Origin of the sequence: Allobosea sp. TND4EK4 (assembly GCF_900156025.1) — a bacterium.
In the GTDB taxonomy this organism is placed as follows: domain Bacteria; phylum Pseudomonadota; class Alphaproteobacteria; order Rhizobiales; family Beijerinckiaceae; genus Allobosea.
In genome coordinates this window covers 214,657-231,644 of the sequence record NZ_FTMO01000003.1, presented here as the reverse complement: position 1 = coordinate 231,644, position 16,988 = coordinate 214,657, and the positions used below count along the sequence as shown (strand labels likewise).

16 protein-coding genes are annotated in these 16,988 nt (G+C 68.1%); 10 read left to right on the top strand and 6 right to left on the bottom strand.

Features of this window, described 5'->3' with window-relative positions:
- Positions 1–65: 65 nt before the first annotated feature.
- Entirely contained in the window at positions 66–3,059 is a 2,994-nt protein-coding gene (gene uvrA / locus BW981_RS08585) for an excinuclease ABC subunit UvrA (protein ID WP_076438381.1), read from the bottom strand.
- Between the two features lie 299 nt (positions 3,060–3,358).
- Between uvrA and BW981_RS08580 the strand changes: the two genes are divergently transcribed.
- Positions 3,359–4,351 (top strand): ABC transporter substrate-binding protein, encoded by a 993-nt coding sequence (locus tag BW981_RS08580; RefSeq protein ID WP_076438129.1) that lies wholly within the window; start codon positions 3,359–3,361, stop codon positions 4,349–4,351.
- Entirely contained in the window at positions 4,348–5,211 is an 864-nt protein-coding gene (locus BW981_RS08575) for an ABC transporter permease (RefSeq protein WP_076438127.1), read from the top strand. The genes BW981_RS08580 and BW981_RS08575 overlap by 4 nt, the downstream gene beginning before the upstream one ends.
- Positions 5,212–5,382: 171 nt before the next feature.
- Here the strand turns inward: BW981_RS08575 and BW981_RS08570 are convergent, their stop codons facing one another.
- From BW981_RS08570 to BW981_RS08560, 3 genes are all read right to left on the bottom strand, one after another.
- Positions 5,383–5,721, bottom strand: a complete 339-nt coding sequence (locus BW981_RS08570; RefSeq protein WP_076438379.1) for a hypothetical protein — start codon at positions 5,719–5,721, stop codon at positions 5,383–5,385.
- A gap of 139 nt (positions 5,722–5,860) precedes the next feature.
- A complete protein-coding gene (locus BW981_RS08565) occupies positions 5,861–7,369 on the bottom strand; it encodes an acetyl-CoA hydrolase/transferase family protein (RefSeq protein WP_076438125.1) in 1,509 nt (502 codons plus the stop codon).
- A 110-nt stretch (positions 7,370–7,479) separates the two neighbouring features.
- Positions 7,480–8,658, bottom strand: a complete 1,179-nt coding sequence (locus tag BW981_RS08560) for a pyridoxal-phosphate-dependent aminotransferase family protein (RefSeq protein WP_076438123.1) — start codon at positions 8,656–8,658, stop codon at positions 7,480–7,482.
- Between the two features lie 63 nt (positions 8,659–8,721).
- Here BW981_RS08560 and BW981_RS08555 point away from each other — a divergent pair, with 63 nt between their 5' ends.
- The 5 genes from BW981_RS08555 (at position 8,722) to BW981_RS08540 (ending at position 11,142) form a co-directional block, all read left to right on the top strand.
- Positions 8,722–9,048 carry a hypothetical protein gene (locus BW981_RS08555; RefSeq protein WP_076438121.1) on the top strand — a complete coding sequence of 109 codons (327 nt, stop codon included), beginning with the start codon at positions 8,722–8,724 and terminating at the stop codon, positions 9,046–9,048.
- Positions 9,049–9,077: 29 nt separating this feature from the next.
- The gene (locus BW981_RS23620; protein ID WP_280174193.1) at positions 9,078–9,209 is read left to right on the top strand and encodes a hypothetical protein; all 132 of its coding nucleotides are present in this window, start codon (positions 9,078–9,080) and stop codon (positions 9,207–9,209) included.
- A 52-nt stretch (positions 9,210–9,261) separates the two neighbouring features.
- Entirely contained in the window at positions 9,262–9,534 is a 273-nt protein-coding gene (locus BW981_RS08550) for a GlsB/YeaQ/YmgE family stress response membrane protein (RefSeq protein ID WP_076438119.1), read from the top strand.
- 95 nt (positions 9,535–9,629) lie between these two features.
- Positions 9,630–10,655 carry a lipoyl synthase gene (gene lipA / locus BW981_RS08545; RefSeq protein WP_076438117.1) on the top strand — a complete coding sequence of 342 codons (1,026 nt, stop codon included), beginning with the start codon at positions 9,630–9,632 and terminating at the stop codon, positions 10,653–10,655.
- A gap of 13 nt (positions 10,656–10,668) precedes the next feature.
- On the top strand, positions 10,669–11,142 hold the full coding sequence (locus BW981_RS08540) for a type II toxin-antitoxin system RatA family toxin (protein ID WP_076438116.1): 474 nt from the start codon (positions 10,669–10,671) through the stop codon (positions 11,140–11,142).
- Between the two features lie 109 nt (positions 11,143–11,251).
- Here the strand turns inward: BW981_RS08540 and BW981_RS08535 are convergent, their stop codons facing one another.
- Positions 11,252–11,752: a CinA family protein gene (locus BW981_RS08535; protein WP_076438114.1), complete on the bottom strand. Its 501-nt coding sequence runs from the start codon at positions 11,750–11,752 to the stop codon at positions 11,252–11,254.
- 2 nt (positions 11,753–11,754) lie between these two features.
- A complete protein-coding gene (locus BW981_RS08530; RefSeq protein ID WP_076438112.1) occupies positions 11,755–12,960 on the bottom strand; it encodes a bifunctional 2-C-methyl-D-erythritol 4-phosphate cytidylyltransferase/2-C-methyl-D-erythritol 2,4-cyclodiphosphate synthase in 1,206 nt (401 codons plus the stop codon).
- Positions 12,961–13,038: 78 nt separating this feature from the next.
- Here BW981_RS08530 and dusB point away from each other — a divergent pair, with 78 nt between their 5' ends.
- Genes dusB through ntrC form a run of 3 tightly spaced genes read left to right on the top strand, consistent with a single transcriptional unit; the run spans position 13,039 to position 16,749 of the window.
- Entirely contained in the window at positions 13,039–14,124 is a 1,086-nt protein-coding gene (gene dusB / locus BW981_RS08525; RefSeq protein WP_244560270.1) for a tRNA dihydrouridine synthase DusB, read from the top strand.
- A 15-nt stretch (positions 14,125–14,139) separates the two neighbouring features.
- Entirely contained in the window at positions 14,140–15,279 is a 1,140-nt protein-coding gene (locus tag BW981_RS08520) for a two-component system sensor histidine kinase NtrB (protein WP_139333685.1), read from the top strand.
- A gap of 15 nt (positions 15,280–15,294) precedes the next feature.
- Positions 15,295–16,749, top strand: coding sequence for a nitrogen regulation protein NR(I) (ntrC, locus tag BW981_RS08515; protein WP_076438108.1), 1,455 nt, complete (start codon positions 15,295–15,297; stop codon positions 16,747–16,749).
- Positions 16,750–16,988: the final 239 nt, after the last annotated feature.

The following is a 16,988-nucleotide window of genomic DNA, read 5'->3' as shown; positions in this document are numbered from 1 at the left end:
GGCTGTTTGGTGCTCGATTAGTCGTATACCAATCAACTGGATCGGTTGATCGATGCTACCGCGCTCTACTCCGCCGCTTCCCTCGCCACCGCCTTCCCCTTCTTGATCGGCCGCCGCTCCAGCACCTCCTTCAGGAATCGTGCGGTATGGCCCTTGCCGATGCGGACGATGTCTTCCGGGGTGCCCTCGGCCACCACCTCGCCGCCGCCGTCGCCGCCTTCGGGGCCCATGTCGATCACCCAGTCGGCGGTCTTCACCACCTCGAGATTGTGCTCGATCACCACCACCGAATTGCCCTGGTCGACCAGCTCGTGCAGCACCTCCATGAGCTTGGCGACGTCGTGGAAATGGAGGCCGGTCGTCGGCTCGTCGAGGATGTAGAGCGTGCGGCCGGTGGCGCGCTTCGAGAGTTCCTTGGAGAGCTTGACGCGCTGCGCCTCGCCCCCTGAGAGCGTCGTCGCCTGCTGGCCGACCTTGACGTAGTCGAGGCCGACGCGCGCCAGCGTCTCCATCTTGTCGCGGATCGAGGGCACGGCCTTGAACAGGCCCTTGGCCTCCTCGACCGACATGTCGAGCACGTCGGCGATCGACTTGTCGCGGTATTTCACCTCCAGCGTCTCGCGGTCGTAGCGCTTGCCCTTGCAGACGTCGCAGGTGACGTAGACATCCGGCAGGAAGTGCATCTCGATCTTGATGACGCCGTCGCCCTGGCAGGCCTCGCAGCGGCCACCCTTCACGTTGAAGCTGAACCGGCCGGCCTGGTAGCCGCGCGCCTTCGCCTCCGGCAGGCCGGCGAACCATTCGCGGATCGGCGTGAAGGCGCCGGTATAGGTCGCCGGGTTCGAGCGCGGCGTGCGGCCGATCGGCGACTGGTCGATGTCGATGACCTTGTCGAGATGCTCCAGCCCCTCGATGCGGTCATGCGGGGCCGGGTGCTCGATCGCGCCGTTGAGCTTGCGCGCCACCGCCTTGTAGAGCGTGTCGATGACGAGCGTCGACTTGCCGCCGCCGGAGACGCCGGTGATGCAGGTGAAGAGCCCGAGCGGGATCTCGACATCGACGTTCTTGAGGTTGTTGCCGCGCGCGCCGACGATCCTGAGGCTGCGGCCGCTCGAGGCCTTGCGGCGCCTGGCCGGCACCGCGACCGACATCTCGCCGGTGAGATATTTGCCGGTGAGCGAGTTCGGATCGTCCAGAATGTCCTGCGGCGTGCCCTTGGCGACGATCTCGCCGCCATGGATGCCGGCGCCGGGGCCGACATCGACGACGTAATCGGCGGTGAGGATCGCGTCCTCGTCATGCTCGACCACGATCACGGTGTTGCCGAGATCGCGCAGCCGCCGCAGCGTGCCGAGCAGGCGCTCATTGTCGCGCTGATGCAGGCCGATCGAGGGCTCGTCCAGCACATAGAGCACGCCGGTGAGGCCCGAACCGATCTGGCTCGCGAGCCGGATGCGCTGGCTCTCGCCGCCCGACAGCGTGCCCGAGGCGCGGGCGAGGGTGAGGTATTCGAGCCCGACATCGAGCAGGAAGGTCAGCCGGTCGCGGATCTCCTTGAGGATGCGCGGGGCGATCTCGTTCTGCTTCTTGGTGAGGCGCGAGGGCAGGGCGCTGACCCAGTCCAGCGCGTCCCTGACCGAGAGCTTCGAGATCTCGCCGATATGGCGCATGTCGATCTTCACCGCCAGCGCCTCGGGCTTGAGGCGATAGCCGTTGCAGGCGGCGCAGGGCGTCTCGGACATGAAGCGGCCGATCTCCTCGCGCGCCCAGTCCGACTCCGTCTCCTTCCAGCGCCGCTCCATATTGGTGATGACGCCCTCGAAGGGCTTCCTCACCTCATAGGCGCGCAGGCCGTCATTATAGGACATCCGCACGGCCTCGGAGCCCGTGCCGAACAGGATCGCCTTGCGGGCGCTCTCCGGCAGCTCGGACCAGGGCTTCGTCATCGAGAAGCCGAAATGCTTCGAGAGCGAGTCCAGCGTCTGGGCGTAATAGGGCGAGGTCGACTTGGCCCAGGGCGCGATGGCGCCCTTCTTCAGCGTCAGCGAATGGTCCGGCACGATCATGTCCGGGTCGATCCGCATCTCGTGGCCGAGGCCGTCGCAGACCGGGCAGGCGCCGAACGGATTGTTGAACGAGAACAGCCGCGGCTCGATCTCGGGGATGGTGAAGCCGGAGACCGGGCAGGCGAATTTGGACGAGAAGGTGATGCGGCGGGCATCGCCGTTCTCCTCTTTCGCGTCGGCATATTCGAAGACGGCGATGCCGTCAGCCAGCTCCAGCGCCTGCTCCAGCGAATCCGCCAGGCGCGCGCCGAGGTCGGGCCGGATGACGATCCGGTCCACCACCACGTCGATGTCGTGCTTGAACTTCTTGTCGAGGCTCGGCGCGTCGGAAATCTCGTAGAACTCGCCATTGACCTTGACGCGCTGGAAGCCGCGCTTCAGCCACTCCGCCATCTCCTTGCGGAACTCGCCCTTGCGGCCGCGCACCACCGGCGCCAGCAGGTAGCCGCGCGTCTTCTCCGGCAGCTCGGCGAGCCGGTCGACCATCTGCTGCACGGTCTGGCTCTCGATCGGCAGGCCGGTGGCGGGCGAATAGGGAATGCCGGTGCGCGCCCAGAGCAGGCGCATATAGTCGTGGATCTCGGTGACGGTGCCGACCGTCGAGCGCGGATTCTTCGAGGTCGTCTTCTGCTCGATCGAGATCGCCGGCGAGAGCCCGTCGATCTGGTCGACATCGGGCTTGCTCATCATCTCGAGGAACTGGCGGGCATAGGCCGAGAGGCTCTCGACATAACGCCGCTGGCCTTCGGCATAGATCGTGTCGAAGGCGAGCGAGGATTTGCCGGAGCCCGAGAGGCCGGTGAAGACGACGAGCTTGTCGCGGGGAATCGCCAGATCGACGTTCTTGAGATTGTGCTCGCGCGCGCCGCGCACGGTGATGGCGCGGCTGTTGCGGTCGGCGACCGAGCCGGCGTTGCGGTCGAACATCGTCTCCAGCGCGGCGGCCTGTTCGGCAGCCGACTGCGCAGCGGCGGGTTTGGTCTTGCGAGCCATCGGGGCGTCCGTGTCGGAGAAGGCCTGAAGATAGGTCAAATGCCCGGCGGCGCCAGCCCCTGGGAGGAGCTGTCGATCCGGTTTTCGTCGGCATGACTACCACGCGACCGGCGGCCTGAGCCGCCTTGTCCTGACAGTCGATGGCAGGAGCGGAGATGGTGCATCCGGCGCGGTTGCGCAATCCTTGCAAGGGCAACGGATCATCCGGCACTGTCCTGCGTTGCTTCGCGAGCGCCGGTCGCGTGCGGGCGGGGACGCAGGCCTTCGGGGTGCTACAGGAAGCAGGGGGAGCGACGAGGATGAAAGCCGTTTGGGGAGCCGCGCTGGTGGCGGCGGGACTGGCCTGGGGCGGCGCGGCGGGCGCCTGCGAGCTCGGCCGCCCGCTGAAAATGGCCGGCCTGGACTATGATTCCGCCGCCTTCCACACCGCCGTCGCCGGCGCCATCGCCGAGAAGGGCTATGGCTGCAAGGTCGAGCGCGTGCCGGGCGTGGTCGCGCCGCTGGTCAACGGGCTGGCGCGCGGCGATGTCGACGTCATCATGGAAATCTGGATGGCGAACCCGGTCGAGGCTTGGGTCAAGGCGGCCGAGGCCGGCAAGGTCGAGCCGCTCGGCACCACCTTCCCGGATGCGAACGAAGGCTGGTTCGTGCCGCGCTACCTCGTCTCCGGCCCCGACGCGAAGGCGCCGGAGCTGAAATCGGTCGAGGACCTCAAGCGCTACAAGGAGCTGTTCGCCGATCCGGAGGAGCCCGGCAAGGGACGCTTCTACAACTGCGTCGCCGGCTGGGTCTGCGAGGGCATCAACACCAAGAAGCTCGCGGTCTATGGTCTTGCGAACGACTTCACCAATATCCGCGGCGGCTCGGGCGAGGCGCTGGTCGCCGCGATCGAGGCGGCGATGAAGCGCAAGCGGCCGGTGGTGTTCTATTACTGGGGCCCGAGCTGGCTCGTCGGCGCCTATGACCTCGTCAAGCTGCAGGAGCCGGCCTTCGATCCCGCGATCTGGGCGGACCTCAAGGCGAGCGATGCGCCCAAGCGCGCCACCGCCTATCCCGACAGCAAGGTGGTGAACGGTGCGAATGTCGAGTTCGTCAGGAAGGCGCCGCAGCTCGCCGCTTTCCTCAAGGCCTACACCACCAGCAGCGAACTGACCTCGAAGATGCTGGCGGAGGCCCGCGAGAAGGGCGTCACGCCGGAGCAGCAGGCGCTCGTCTTCCTCAAGACGCAGCCCGATGTCTGGAAGAAGTGGGTTCCGGCCGAGATCGCCCAGAAGGTCGCGTCCGGCCTGTGACGGATGGCTTTCTGCCTGATCTCGGCAAGGCGCTGCAAGGCGCGGTCAACCGTGCGGTCGATGCGGTGGTCACGGGCTATGGCGACAGGCTCGACGGTGTCAGCGCTGCGCTGACGGCGCCGGTTCGCGGGCTGGAGACGGTGCTGGCTTTGGTGCCGGCGCCCCTCTTCGCCGTGGCGGTCGGGCTGGGCGCGTGGGCCGCGAGCCGCCGCCTCGGCTTCACCATCGGCATCGCACTGCTGCCGCTGCTGATCGCGATGCTCGGCGTCTGGACCGAGGCGATGCAGTCGCTCGCCCTGATCACGGTCTCTGTGCTGCTGGTGCTGCTGATCGGGCTGCCGCTCGGCATGGCCGCGGCGCGGCTGCCGCGGCTGAGCCGCGTTCTGGCGCCGCTCTACGATCTGATGCAGACGATCCCGAGCTTCGTCTACCTCATCCCCGTGGCGATGGTGCTGGGGCTGGGCCGGGCGCCGGCGCTGGTCGCGACGCTGATCTACGCGCTGCCGCCCTTCGCCCGCCTGACCGAACTCGGCCTGCGCGGCGTCGACCGCGAACTGGTGCAGGCGGCCCGCGCGCTCGGCCTCGGGCGCTGGCAGACGCTGTGGCTGGTCGAGCTGCCGCTGGCGCGTCCCTCGATCCTGCAAGGGCTCAACCAGACGATCATGATGGCGCTGGCGATGGTCGTCGTTGCCTCGATGATCGGCGCCAAGGGGCTGGGAGAGACCGTCCTGCTCGGCCTCCAGCGCGCCGACCCCGGCCTCGGCTTCGTCGGCGGACTCGCCATCGTGCTGCTGGCGATCCTGCTCGACCGGATGGCGCAGGCGGTGCTGGGGCGCCCGGTGGAGCACCCGAATCCCTGACCTCGGTTATGGCTGATTGCGAGCCCGCAACGCTGGGAGATGATCTGGCATAGCGCTCGCTTGCCAGCGAGTTAGACAGCCGTTCCAGGTTAGGTCGGCGCACTGCCTGAATGAAGACCCCACCGGGCGAGCGGTGGGGGTGAGATGAATGCAGTAACCCGACCCGGAAGATCAGTCTGTCCGGATGCCTTCGTTCAGCATGTAAAGGTTCTTGAGCTTGCAGAAATCGGCCCGATGCTCGGTCGGTTCGTAATCGGCCCACTGGACCCGGAAACGCACTGTGCAGGGCCCGGCGTTACTCTTCCAGTCCATGCCGACAGCTTGGCCCGAGGGTACCGGAGCGGTCAGCCAATTGGTGCTCCAAGTCCCATTCATAAACGTCTGAAAGCCAGTAATGGTCCAGCCTTGGGAACGATTGTGAAGCTTAAAAGGGTAGTCGCTCTGAGCATGCGCGCTGGTGACCACCCGCGCTGCGAAGAACGCAGCCGAAACAACGAGGGTTCGAAACATGAACAGCTCCATTGTCGCCGATTTTGGCGACGCCGGCTGACGTAGAGATATGGTTCGCCTTTGTCGAGGCTGGAATCAGATCGCCCTGGGGCTTAGCGGTGGCTCCGCAGCGCTGCCGAGCCACCGCCCACCCCCCCGTTCACCCCAACATCGACCCCGTCTCGATGAAGCGCTGGTGCCAGGACAGCGCCTCGCCCGGCAGGCAGGGTGATTGCTGGCCGTAGGAGCCGGCCAGCGCGCGGCGGTGATAGTCCTCCAGCATCGGCCGGTAGGCGGGGTGCGAGCAGTTGGCGATGATCACCTTGGCGCGCTGCTTTGGGCTGAGGCCCCGCAGATCGGCCAGGCCCTGTTCGGTGATGAGGACCTGCACGTCCTGCGTGACGTGATCGACATGGCTGGCCTGCGGGACGATGGCCGAGATCGTGCCTTTCTTCGCCGTCGAGGGAGTCATGAAGATCGAGACGAAGGCGTTGCGGGCGAAGTCGCCGGAGCCGCCGATGCCGTTCTGGATGGCCGAGCCCATGACATGGGTCGAGTTGACGTTGCCGTAGATGTCGGCCTCGATCAGCCCGTTCATGGCGATGCAGCCGAGGCGGCGCACCAGCTCGGGGTGGTTGCTGATCTCCTGCGGCCGCAGCAGCATCCGGTCGCGGTAGCGTGCCATGTCGCGGTCGAGCTTCTCCGCCGCCTGCGGGCTGACCGAGAAGGCGGTGGCCGAGGCGAAGACGAGCTTGCCGGCGTCGAGGAGGTCGATCATCCCGTCCTGGATGACCTCGGTATAGGAGGTCATGCCCTCGAAGGGCGCGTCGAGCAGGCCGGCGAGCACGGCATTGGTGATGTTGCCGACGCCCGATTGCAGCGGCAGCAGCGAGGCCGGCAGCCGGCCCTTCGCCACCTCGTGGCGCAGGAACTCGATCAGGTGGCCGGCAATGGCGGCGGCGGTGTCGTCGGGCGCGGCATAGGGCAGGTTGCGGTCGGGCGCCTCGGTCTCGACGATAGCGATGATCTTCTCCGGGTCGCAGCGCAGCGTCGGCACGCCGATGCGGTCCTGCGGCCGCAGCAGCGGGATCGGCACGCGGTTCGGCGGCAAGGCGGTGCCGTAATAGATGTCGTGCATGCCTTCGAGCAGCGGGTTCTGCCGGCGATTGACCTCGAGGATCACCTTGTCGGCCCGGTCGAGCCAGGTCTTGTTGTTGCCGATCGAGGAGGAGGGGATGAGCGCGCCGTCCGCCCTGATGCCGGTGACCTCGATCACCGCGACGTCGAGGCGGCCGAGGAAGCCCTGCCAGGCCATCGGCGCGACCTGCGACAGGTGCATGTCGATATACTCCATCTGCCCGCTGTTGATCTTGGCGCGGGCGATGGGGTCGGAATTGTAGGGCAGGCGGAACTCGATGCCGTCCGCCTTCGCCAGCGCCCCGTCGAGCTCCGGCCCGGTGGAGGCGCCGGTCCAGACCTTGACGCGGAAGGGCTGGCCGGCGGCATGCGCCGCCTCGATCCGCGCCGCCAGCGCCAGCGGCACCGCCTTGGGATAGCCCGAGCCGGTGAAGCCGCTGAGCCCGAGCGTCGTGCCGGAGGGAATCAGCGCGGCGGCGGCCTCCGCCGTCGTGACCTTGGCTCGCAGGGCGGTATTGGCAATTCGCGTCATGGGCGGGGCGACCTCGTCTCGGGCTTGGCGGCAGTCCTGGATGCCGCCTCAATCAGATATCGAAGGCCCGCGCTTTGACCTGACGCAAACCCCGCGGTCGACGAGGTCGCTCAGACCGCCTTGGCGAGGCTGGCGATCGCCGCCGTCACGCCGCCCGCCCCATGCGGGATGCCCTTCGCCTGCAGCGCCAGCTCGACCGCGCCGAGCACCCCCAGAAGGGCTCCCGCGCTGAGATGGCCCATATGCGCGATGCGGAAGGCGCGGTCGGCATAGTCGCCGATGCCCAGCCCCAGCGAGACGCCGCAGACGTCGCGGGCGAAATCGGTGATGATGGCGGGATCGACGCCCTGCGTCAGCACGGCCGTCACCGAAGGCGCGCGCTGCGCCGCCTCGGGCACGCCGAAGCCGAGCACGCCGCCGGCCGACCAGGCTTCCACGGCCGCATGGGTCGCGGCGGCAAGCGTGGCATGGCGGGCCCAGATCGCCTCCAGCCCCTCCTCAAACAGCATGTCGAGCGCGGCGCGCTGGCCGAAGAGCAGATGCTCCGGCGCCGTGCCGCAATGCTTCATGTAGCCGAGGCCGGTGAGGCGCCCGGTCCAGTCCCAGTAGCCGCTGCGCATGTCGGCACTCTGATGGGCCTCCAGCGCCCTTGCGTTGGCCGCGACGAAGGCAAGGCCCGGCGAGCCCATCAGCCCCTTCTGCGAGGCGCCCATCGCGACATCGACGCCCCAGGAATCCATCTCGAACTGCATGCAGCCGATCGAGGCGACGCCGTCGACCATCAGCAGAGCCGGGTGGCCGGCGGCGTCGATCGCGCGGCGGATGGCCGGGATGTCGTTGACGACGCCGGACGCGGTGTCGATCTGCACGGTCATCACCGCCTTGATCGCATGGCCGGCATCGGCCCGAAGGCGCTGCTCCAGCGCCGCCGGATCGACCGCCTCCCGCCAGCTGCCGGGCAGGATCTCGACATCGGCGCCCATCATGCCGGCCATCTCGCCCCAGCCGATGGCGAAGCGCCCGCTCGCCAGCACCAGAACCTTGTCGCCGCGCGAGAGCACGTTGGTGAAAGCCGCTTCCCAGCCGCCATGGCCGTTGGCGGCGTAGATGAAGGTCTCGCCGCTGGTGCGGAAGACGCGCTTCAGATCGGCGAGGATCGAATCCGTCATGCCGGTGATCGAGGGCGAGGCCAGTTCCTCGGCGGGCCGCATCATCGCCTGCAGCACCCGGTCGGGCATGTTGGTCGGTCCCGGCATCGCCAGAAGCGGCCGGCCATTCGCCAGGGTCATCAGGAAATCCTCTGCGGCATGAATCGCGTGCGGGGTGCATCGGTTGCGGGATGAATCGCGCGCATGCCCTTCGGACATCTCACGCGGTTCGACAAGACGGTGAGGAGCGCTCCCGTCATGCATGATGCGACACGCAACGGTCTCCGTTCCGGGGTGCCGAAGCAGCGCGGCAGCACACTCGATTTTCCCGCCGCTCATCCCCATAATGCCGCAATGGCACCGAGAACCCGCCGCTCTCCCAAGCCCGACCGCATCGTCCGCGACGAGGAGGTCGAAATCTTGCCGCCGCGCACGACCCTGCCGCTCGACTGGAGCGTGATCGTCCCGACGGTCGCGGCCGGGATGGTGATCGGCTTCGCCGCCAGCCTCGTGGTCGGGGCGGCGGCCTGATCCGCCACGCCGTCGTCGGCGTGCTCGGCATGCTGGTCGGGCAGGGCATCGTCAGGCTCACCGGCTGGCGGCTGAACACCGGCTACGGCTTTCTCGACGATGCGGGAATGGCCGTGTTCGGAGCCATCCTCGTCATTCTTCTGGCGCGCTTCATCGCCTAAGCGGTATCGTCGCGCAGGCGCCTGCGGGCGGCCGCATCTCGGGGGACTACCGATGGAAAACTTCGCCGCCACCATGGCCCAGCCGGGCTACGGCTTCTTCATGACGCTGCTGATCGGCATCCTCGCGGGCTGGATCGCCGAGCGGATCGCCTCCGCCAATCACGGCCTCCTGACCAACATGCTGGTGGGCGTGGCCGGCTCCTTCGTCGGCACCAAGCTGGCGGAGCTGCTCCAGGTCCCGATCTTCGGCTTCTGGCGCACGCTCGCCGCCGCGGTGGCCGGCGCCGTCATCGTCATCGCGATCTGGAACGCGGCACGGCGCTAGAGTGACGCAAGGCCCGGCAGTTGCGATGCGAGGCCGGGGGGATTAGCTAGTCCCTGCCGGCCTGCCGGCAGATTGTTTCCAAGTCTGGACCCGATATGGCGCTCGTCCTCGACCTGCTGAACCGCGATCCGCGGCCCAATGCCGGCAATCCGAAAGCCGCTGCGCCGCAGCCGGCCGCCGAGATCCGCCATCCGGAGAAGCAGAAGCGGCCGGAAAACCCGGTCCTGCGCAAGCCGGACTGGATCCGCGTCAAGGCGCCGGGCTCGCCGAAATGGGCCGAGACCAAGGCGATCGTGAAGGCCGAGAAGCTGGTTACGGTCTGCGAGGAGGCCGGCTGCCCCAATATCGGCGAGTGCTGGGAAAAGAAGCACGCCACCTTCATGATCATGGGCGACACCTGCACGCGGGCCTGCGCCTTCTGCAACGTCAAGACCGGCGTGCCGCTGCCGCTCGATGCAGAGGAGCCGCGCAAGGTTGCGGAGGCCGTCGCCAAGCTCGGGCTGGAGCATGTCGTCATCACCTCGGTCGACCGCGACGATCTCAAGGATGGCGGGGCGCAGCACTTCGCCGAGGTCATTCAGGCGATCCGCCAGGCCTCGCCGGGCACCACCATCGAGATCCTGACGCCGGACTTCCTGCGCAAGCCGGGGGCGCTCGAGGTCGTCGTGGCGGCCAAGCCCGACGTCTTCAACCACAATCTCGAGACCGTGCCGGGCCGGTATCTCAAGGTTCGCCCCGGTGCCCGCTACTTCCACTCCCTGCGGCTGCTGCAGCGGGTGAAGGAACTCGACCCGACCATCTTCACCAAATCCGGCATCATGGTCGGCCTCGGCGAGGAGCGGAACGAGGTTCTGCAACTGATGGACGACCTGCGCTCGGCGGAGGTCGATTTCATGACCATCGGCCAGTATCTCGCACCCTCGCGCAAGCATCACGCGGTGATGCGCTTCGTCACGCCCGACGAGTTCAAGAGCTTCGAGACCATCGCCTACGCCAAGGGCTTCCTGATGGTCTCCTCGACGCCGCTCACCCGCTCCTCGCACCATGCCGGCGAGGATTTCGCCCGGCTGCGGGCCGCGCGCGACGCCCAGGTCGGGATCGGCCACAACAGCCGCGGCTGAGAAGGCCTTCGCCATGCCGATGTTCAACAGCACCCGCAGGGTGAAGCATTCGCCCGAGCAGATGTTCGCGCTCGTGGCGGATGTCGAGAAGTACCCGCAGTTCCTGCCGCTCTGCGAGGGGCTGGTGGTGCGTCGTCGCACGCCGCGCGAAGGCGGCGGGGAGGTGCTCGTCGCCGATATGAGCGTCGGCTACAAGGCGATCCGCGAGACCTTCACCAGCCGCGTCACGCTCGATCCGGAAAACCTCAAGATTCTCGTCGAATATGTCGACGGGCCGTTCCGGCATCTGGAGAACCGCTGGACCTTCAAGCCGAACGACACGGGCTGCGACGTCGGGTTCTTCATTTCCTACGAGTTCGCCAGCCGCATGCTCGGCCTGCTGATGGGCGCGATGTTCGACAAGGCCTTCCGCAAGTTTTCCGAGGCCTTCGAGCGCCGGGCCGACGAGGTCTATGGGCGAGGGGCGGTCCCGGCCAGAGGCGGCTGACCCGTCATTGCGGGCGGAGCGAAGCAATCCAGGGGGCTTGGCAATCGCGCCGACCCGGTCCTCCTGGATTGCTTCGTCGCCTTGCGCCTCCCAATGACGGCTCAACGGCTTAGGCGTCCTCCCCCGGCATCGTCTCGCGCAGCAGGTCGAGCGCCTCGATCACGCTGAGGCGGCGGATCTCGTCCCGGCTCAGCGGCCCGAAGCGGCGCTCGCGATGGCGCGTCCCCCGGGGACCGGCACAAGCGAAGTGGACCAAGCCGACCGGCTTCCCGGCGCTGCCGCCACCGGGGCCTGCGACACCGGTGATCGCGACCGCGAAGCTGCTGGCGAGGCGTGCACGTCCGCCCTCCGCCATCGCCCGCGCCACCGGCTCGCTGACGGCCCCGTGGGCCGCGAGCAGATCGGCCGGGACCCCCGCCAGCGCGATTTTCGCCTCGTTCGCATAGGTGATGAGCCCGCCCATCACCAGCGCCGAGGAACCGGCGATGGCCGTCAGCGCGCCGCCGACCAATCCGCCGGTACAGGATTCGACCGTCGCGACGGTGACGCCGTGCTTCAGCCCCAAAGCGAGCAATTCGCCGGCGCGTGCGGTGATCTCCTCATCGAACATGCTCAATCCTCCTCGGGCAGGCGGATGGTCGCGGTGGCGAGCGCGGCGAGCCCTTCGCGGCGGCCGGTGAAGCCCATCTGCTCGGAGGTCGTGGCTTTGATCGCAACCTTGCCGGGCGTCACGCCGGTCGCGGCGGCGATGGCCGCCCGGATCGCGTCGCGATGTGGGCCCACTTTCGGGGCCTCGCAGATAATCGTCAGGTCGAGATGGTCGATCCGCCCGCCGCGGGCCCGGACCCGCTCGGCCGCGAAGGCAAGGAAGCGCCACGAGGCCGCGCCGCGCCATTGCGGATCGCTCGGTGGAAAATGCGTGCCGATATCGCCCTCGGCGAGCGCGCCGAGCAGCGCGTCGGTCAGGGCGTGGAGGGCGACGTCCCCATCGGAATGGGCGACGACACCGCGGTCATGATCGATCTTCACGCCGCCGAGCCAGACATGGTCGCCTGGCCCGAAGGCATGGACGTCGTAGCCTGTACCGACGCGGGTCACGAGCGGGCGGCTGTCCATGCGGTCACGCTCCCTGAAATCCTGCGGATGGGTGAGCTTGATGTTGGCCGGGTCGCCGGCGAACGTCGTCACGGGATGGCCGGCCCATTCCATCAGCGCGGCGTCGTCCGTGAAGCCGTGGAGCCCCTGGCCGGCTGCCGCCTCATGCGCGGCCAGGAGCGGCGCCAGTCTGAAGGCCTGCGGCGTTTGCACGCTGACGAGCCGGTCGCGTGGCGGCGTCTCGGCGATGCGGCCGGAATCGTCCAGGCGCTTGATCGTATCGGTGACGGCCAGGGCAGGGATCGCGGCGACGTCTTCGCCGGCCAGCGCCGCGAGGGCATCGCGGATGAGAGCGGCCGAGACGAAGGGGCGGGCGGCGTCATGGACCAGGACGGTCCCTTCGAAACCGTCGCGCGACAGCGCCTGCAGGCCGAGGCGGACGGAAATCTGCCGCGTTGCGCCGCCGATGACGGGATGCGTCAGGCGGGCAGCATCGAGTCCCTCGACGGCTTGCGCATAGCGCTCCTCGTCGCCTTCGCCGATGACGACCGCGATGCGGGCGATCGCCAGCTCTGCCAGAAATGGCGCCAGCGCCTGCGCAAGCACCGGGCGGCCGCCGAGCCGCCGATACTGCTTGGGCTCCCCTGAGCCTGCCCGCAGGCCGCGGCCGGCCGCGACGATCAGGGCAGCGACGGAAGGGGTGGCTTGGGCGATGGCAGGCACGGACGCTCGGCAAGGTTGAGGCTTCAATCGGCGCTGCCATAGCAGGTCTCGCGGCATCGTGCAGAGGCCTCACATGCGATGCAGTGCAGCGTCGGCATCAAGGCGCTTGCGCAGGTGCAGCATTGTCCAATAAATAGCCAGGTCATGAACTGCCTGAAAAGCGGGCTTCTAGCGTTGCAGATCGCAGGCATCCCCATCCAGTCCCGCGCCTTCCTCGCGCCCATGTCGGGCGTGACCGACATCGTCATGCGCCGGCTCGCCGCGCGCTACGATGCCGGCATCGTGGTGTCGGAGATGGTCGCGTCGGACGAGTTCGTGCGCGGCAGCGAGGAAGCGCGCATCCGGGCCGAGGGGCAGGGCGTGTCGCCGCATGTGGTCCAGCTCGCCGGCTGCGATCCGCACTGGCTGGGAGAGGCCGCGCGGCTGGCCGAGGCGAACGGCGCGGCGATCGTCGACATCAACATGGGCTGCCCGGCCAAGAAGGTGACGGGCGGCTGGGCGGGCTCGGCGCTGATGCGCGATCTCGATCACGCCGTCAGGCTGGTCGAGGCGGCCGTCACGGCCGTGACCATTCCCGTCACCGTCAAGATGCGGCTGGGTTGGGACGACGCTTCGCGCAACGCGCCTGAGCTGGCCTCCCGGGCCGTCGCGGCAGGGGCGCGGATGATCACGGTACACGGCCGCACCCGGCAGCAATTCTACAAGGGCACGGCCGATTGGCGCGCGATCGCCGCCGTGCGCGCCGCCGGCGATTTTCCGCTGGTCGCCAATGGCGACATCGCCGACGCGGCCGATGCGCGGACCTGCCTCGACCAGTCCGGGGCGGATTTCGTCATGGTCGGGCGGGCCGCGCTGGGACGCCCCTGGCTGGCGGGCGAGATCGGCGCGGCGCTGGACGGGCTGCCCTTCGCCCGGCCGAGCCTGTCTGAAAAGCTCGCGGTCGCGAGCGAGCATTACGAGGGACTGCTGGCGCTGATGGGCATCGCCCATGGCGTGCGCCATGCCCGCAAGCATCTCGCCGCCTATGCCGACGAGGCTCTGGCCGAAGGCTGCGAGCCCGATGCCGAACGACGGCGCGTGCTGCTGACCAGCGACGAGCCACGCCGCGTCATCGAGGCGCTGGCGGGGCTGTTCTCCACCGATCGCGGCCGCCGAGCGGCCTGAACCGGAGTCGATAGGATGACGGTGATATTCTCCGAAAAGGATGCCGGGCACGGCGCGCCCTATCTGCTGGGGCCGATCGAGCTGCAGGCGCTCAATGTGCTGCCCATGCCGGTGCTCGTCGTCGGCGAGGGGCAGGCGATCCTCTATGCCAACACCGCGGCGGAGGACTTCTTCCAGTCCAGCGCGGCCTTGCTGAAGCGCCAGCGCATCGTGGACCTGATCGCCTTCGGCTCTCCGGTTCTGGCCCTGATCGAGGAGGTGCAACGGCGCGGTGCAAGCGTCAGCGAATACCGGCTCGATCTCGGCTCGCCTCGCCTCGGCCTCGAGCGCATCGTCGATGTTTTTGCCTCTCCTTTGCCCAGCGACGGCGAGGCGGTGGTCGTTATGCTGCAAGAACGGACAATTGCCGAAAAAATGGACAGGCAATTGACGCATCGGGGGGCAGCGCGGTCGATCACGGCGCTCGGCGCGATGCTCGCCCACGAGATCAAGAATCCGCTCTCCGGCATTCGCGGGGCGGCGCAGCTGCTGGAAGGCGCGCTGTCCGACGAGGATCGGATGCTCACCCAGCTGATCTGCGACGAGACCGACCGGATCGTGAAGCTGGTCGAGCGCGTCGAGCTCTTCGGCGACGAGCGCCCGAGCGAGCGCGACGCGGTCAACGTCCACGACGTGCTGGACCATGTGAAGCGGCTGGCACAGTCGGGCTTTGCCCGCCACATCCGCTTCAGCGAGGTCTACGACCCCTCCCTGCCGCCGGTCGCCGGCAATCGCGACCAGCTCGTCCAGGTGCTGCTCAACCTGGTGAAGAACGCGGCGGAAGCCATCGGCGAGCAGGCGATCGACGGCGAGATCACGCTCACCACCGCCTATCGTCCCGGCATCCGCATGCAGGTGCCCGGCTCGCATGACCGGATCGCGCTGCCGCTCGAGATCGGCGTGCGCGACAACGGTCCCGGCGTGCCGTCCGATCTGCTGCAGCACCTGTTCGATCCGTTCGTCACGACGAAGGCGCAGGGGAGTGGCCTTGGACTTGCACTTGTCGCCAAGGTGATCGGCGATCACGGCGGCATCGTCGAATGCGAGTCCGCCCCTCGCCGGACGAATTTCAGGATTCTCCTGCCCCTGCACCAGCGGCCGGGGCAGGCAACGTAAGGCCGACAGCAGATCATGCCGACCGGAAACATACTCGTCGCCGACGACGATGCCGCGATCCGCACCGTGCTCAACCAGGCGCTGGCGCGGGCCGGCTACGAGGTCAGGACCACCGGCCAGGCCGCGACGCTCTGGACCTGGGCCGCGCAGGGGCTGGGCGACCTCATCATCACCGACGTGGTGATGCCGGACGGCAACGCCTTCGACCTGCTGCCGCGCATCAAGCGCGTGCGGCCGGACATCCCGATCATCGTGATGAGCGCGCAGAACACGTTCATGACGGCGATCAAGGCCTCGGAGCGCGGCGCCTACGAATACCTGCCCAAGCCCTTCGACCTGAAGGAGCTCGTGGCGATCGTCGGCCGGGCCCTGTCGCGCCCGCGCGGTGACGCCGCCCGCGCCCATCCGGCCGAGCCGGAGGACATCCCGCTGGTCGGCCGCTCTCCGGCGATGCAGGACGTCTATCGCGCGCTCGCCCGGCTGATGCCGATCGACCTCACCGTGATGATCAACGGCGAATCCGGGACCGGCAAGGAACTGGTGGCCCGCGCGCTTCACGACTACGGCAAGCGCAAGAACGGTCCCTTCGTCGCGATCAACATGGCTGCGATCCCGAAGGACCTGATCGAATCCGAGCTGTTCGGCCATGAGAAGGGCGCCTTCACCGGCGCGCTGACACGGTCCTCGGGCCGCTTCGAGCAGGCCGAGGGCGGCACGCTCTTCCTCGACGAGATCGGGGACATGCCGATGGAGGCGCAGACGCGCCTGCTGCGCGTGCTCCAGCAGGGTGAATACACGACGGTCGGTGGGCGCACGCCGATCAAGACCAATGTCCGCATCGTGGCCGCCACCAACAAGGACCTGCGCATCTCGATCGCGCAGGGGCTGTTCCGCGAGGACCTGTTCTTCCGGCTGAACGTCGTGCCGATCCGTCTGCCGCCCCTGCGCGAGCGGGTCGAGGACATTCCGGATCTCGTCCGGCACTTCTTCTCGCTGGTCGAGAAGGAGGGGCTGCCGCGCAAGCAGGTCGATTCGGAAGCGATGGACGTGATGCGGCGCTATCGCTGGCCCGGCAACGTCCGCGAGCTGGAGAACCTGGTGCGTCGCCTGGCGGCGCTCTACCCGCAGGAGACGATCACCGCCCCCATCGTCGAGGCGGAATTGCAGCCGGCCAATGCGACGCAGAGCTTCGGGGGCTCGAGCACGGCGGCGCCTGAGCGCGCGGAGACACTGTCCGGCTCCGTCGAGCGGCATCTCGGCCAGTATTTCGGCGGCTTCGGCGACAACATCCCGCCGCCGGGGCTCTACCACCGCATCCTGCGCGAGATCGAGCCGCCGCTGATCGCGGCGGCGCTGGCGGCCACGCGCGGCAACCAGATCCGCGCGGCGGAGCTGCTGGGCCTCAACCGCAACACGCTCCGCAAGAAGATCCGCGAGCTCGACATGCAGGTCGTCCGCACCCCGCGCTGAGGCCGGGGATCAGCCGGGCGGCGTCATTGCGAGGGGGCAGCGACGAAGCAACCCAGCGGGGACCGGGATCGGCGGTCGCCCCGTCCGCTGGATTGCTTCGCTGCGCTCGTGAGGACGGACCCTGAGCCTCATTCGCAGACGCGTGGCTCGGTTTCTCCTCCCGCGCCTTGCCCATGTCATATTTTGACAACACCGTTGCGGCGGCGCATCAGTGAGCGCTCCCGCGTGGCAAAGGGGTG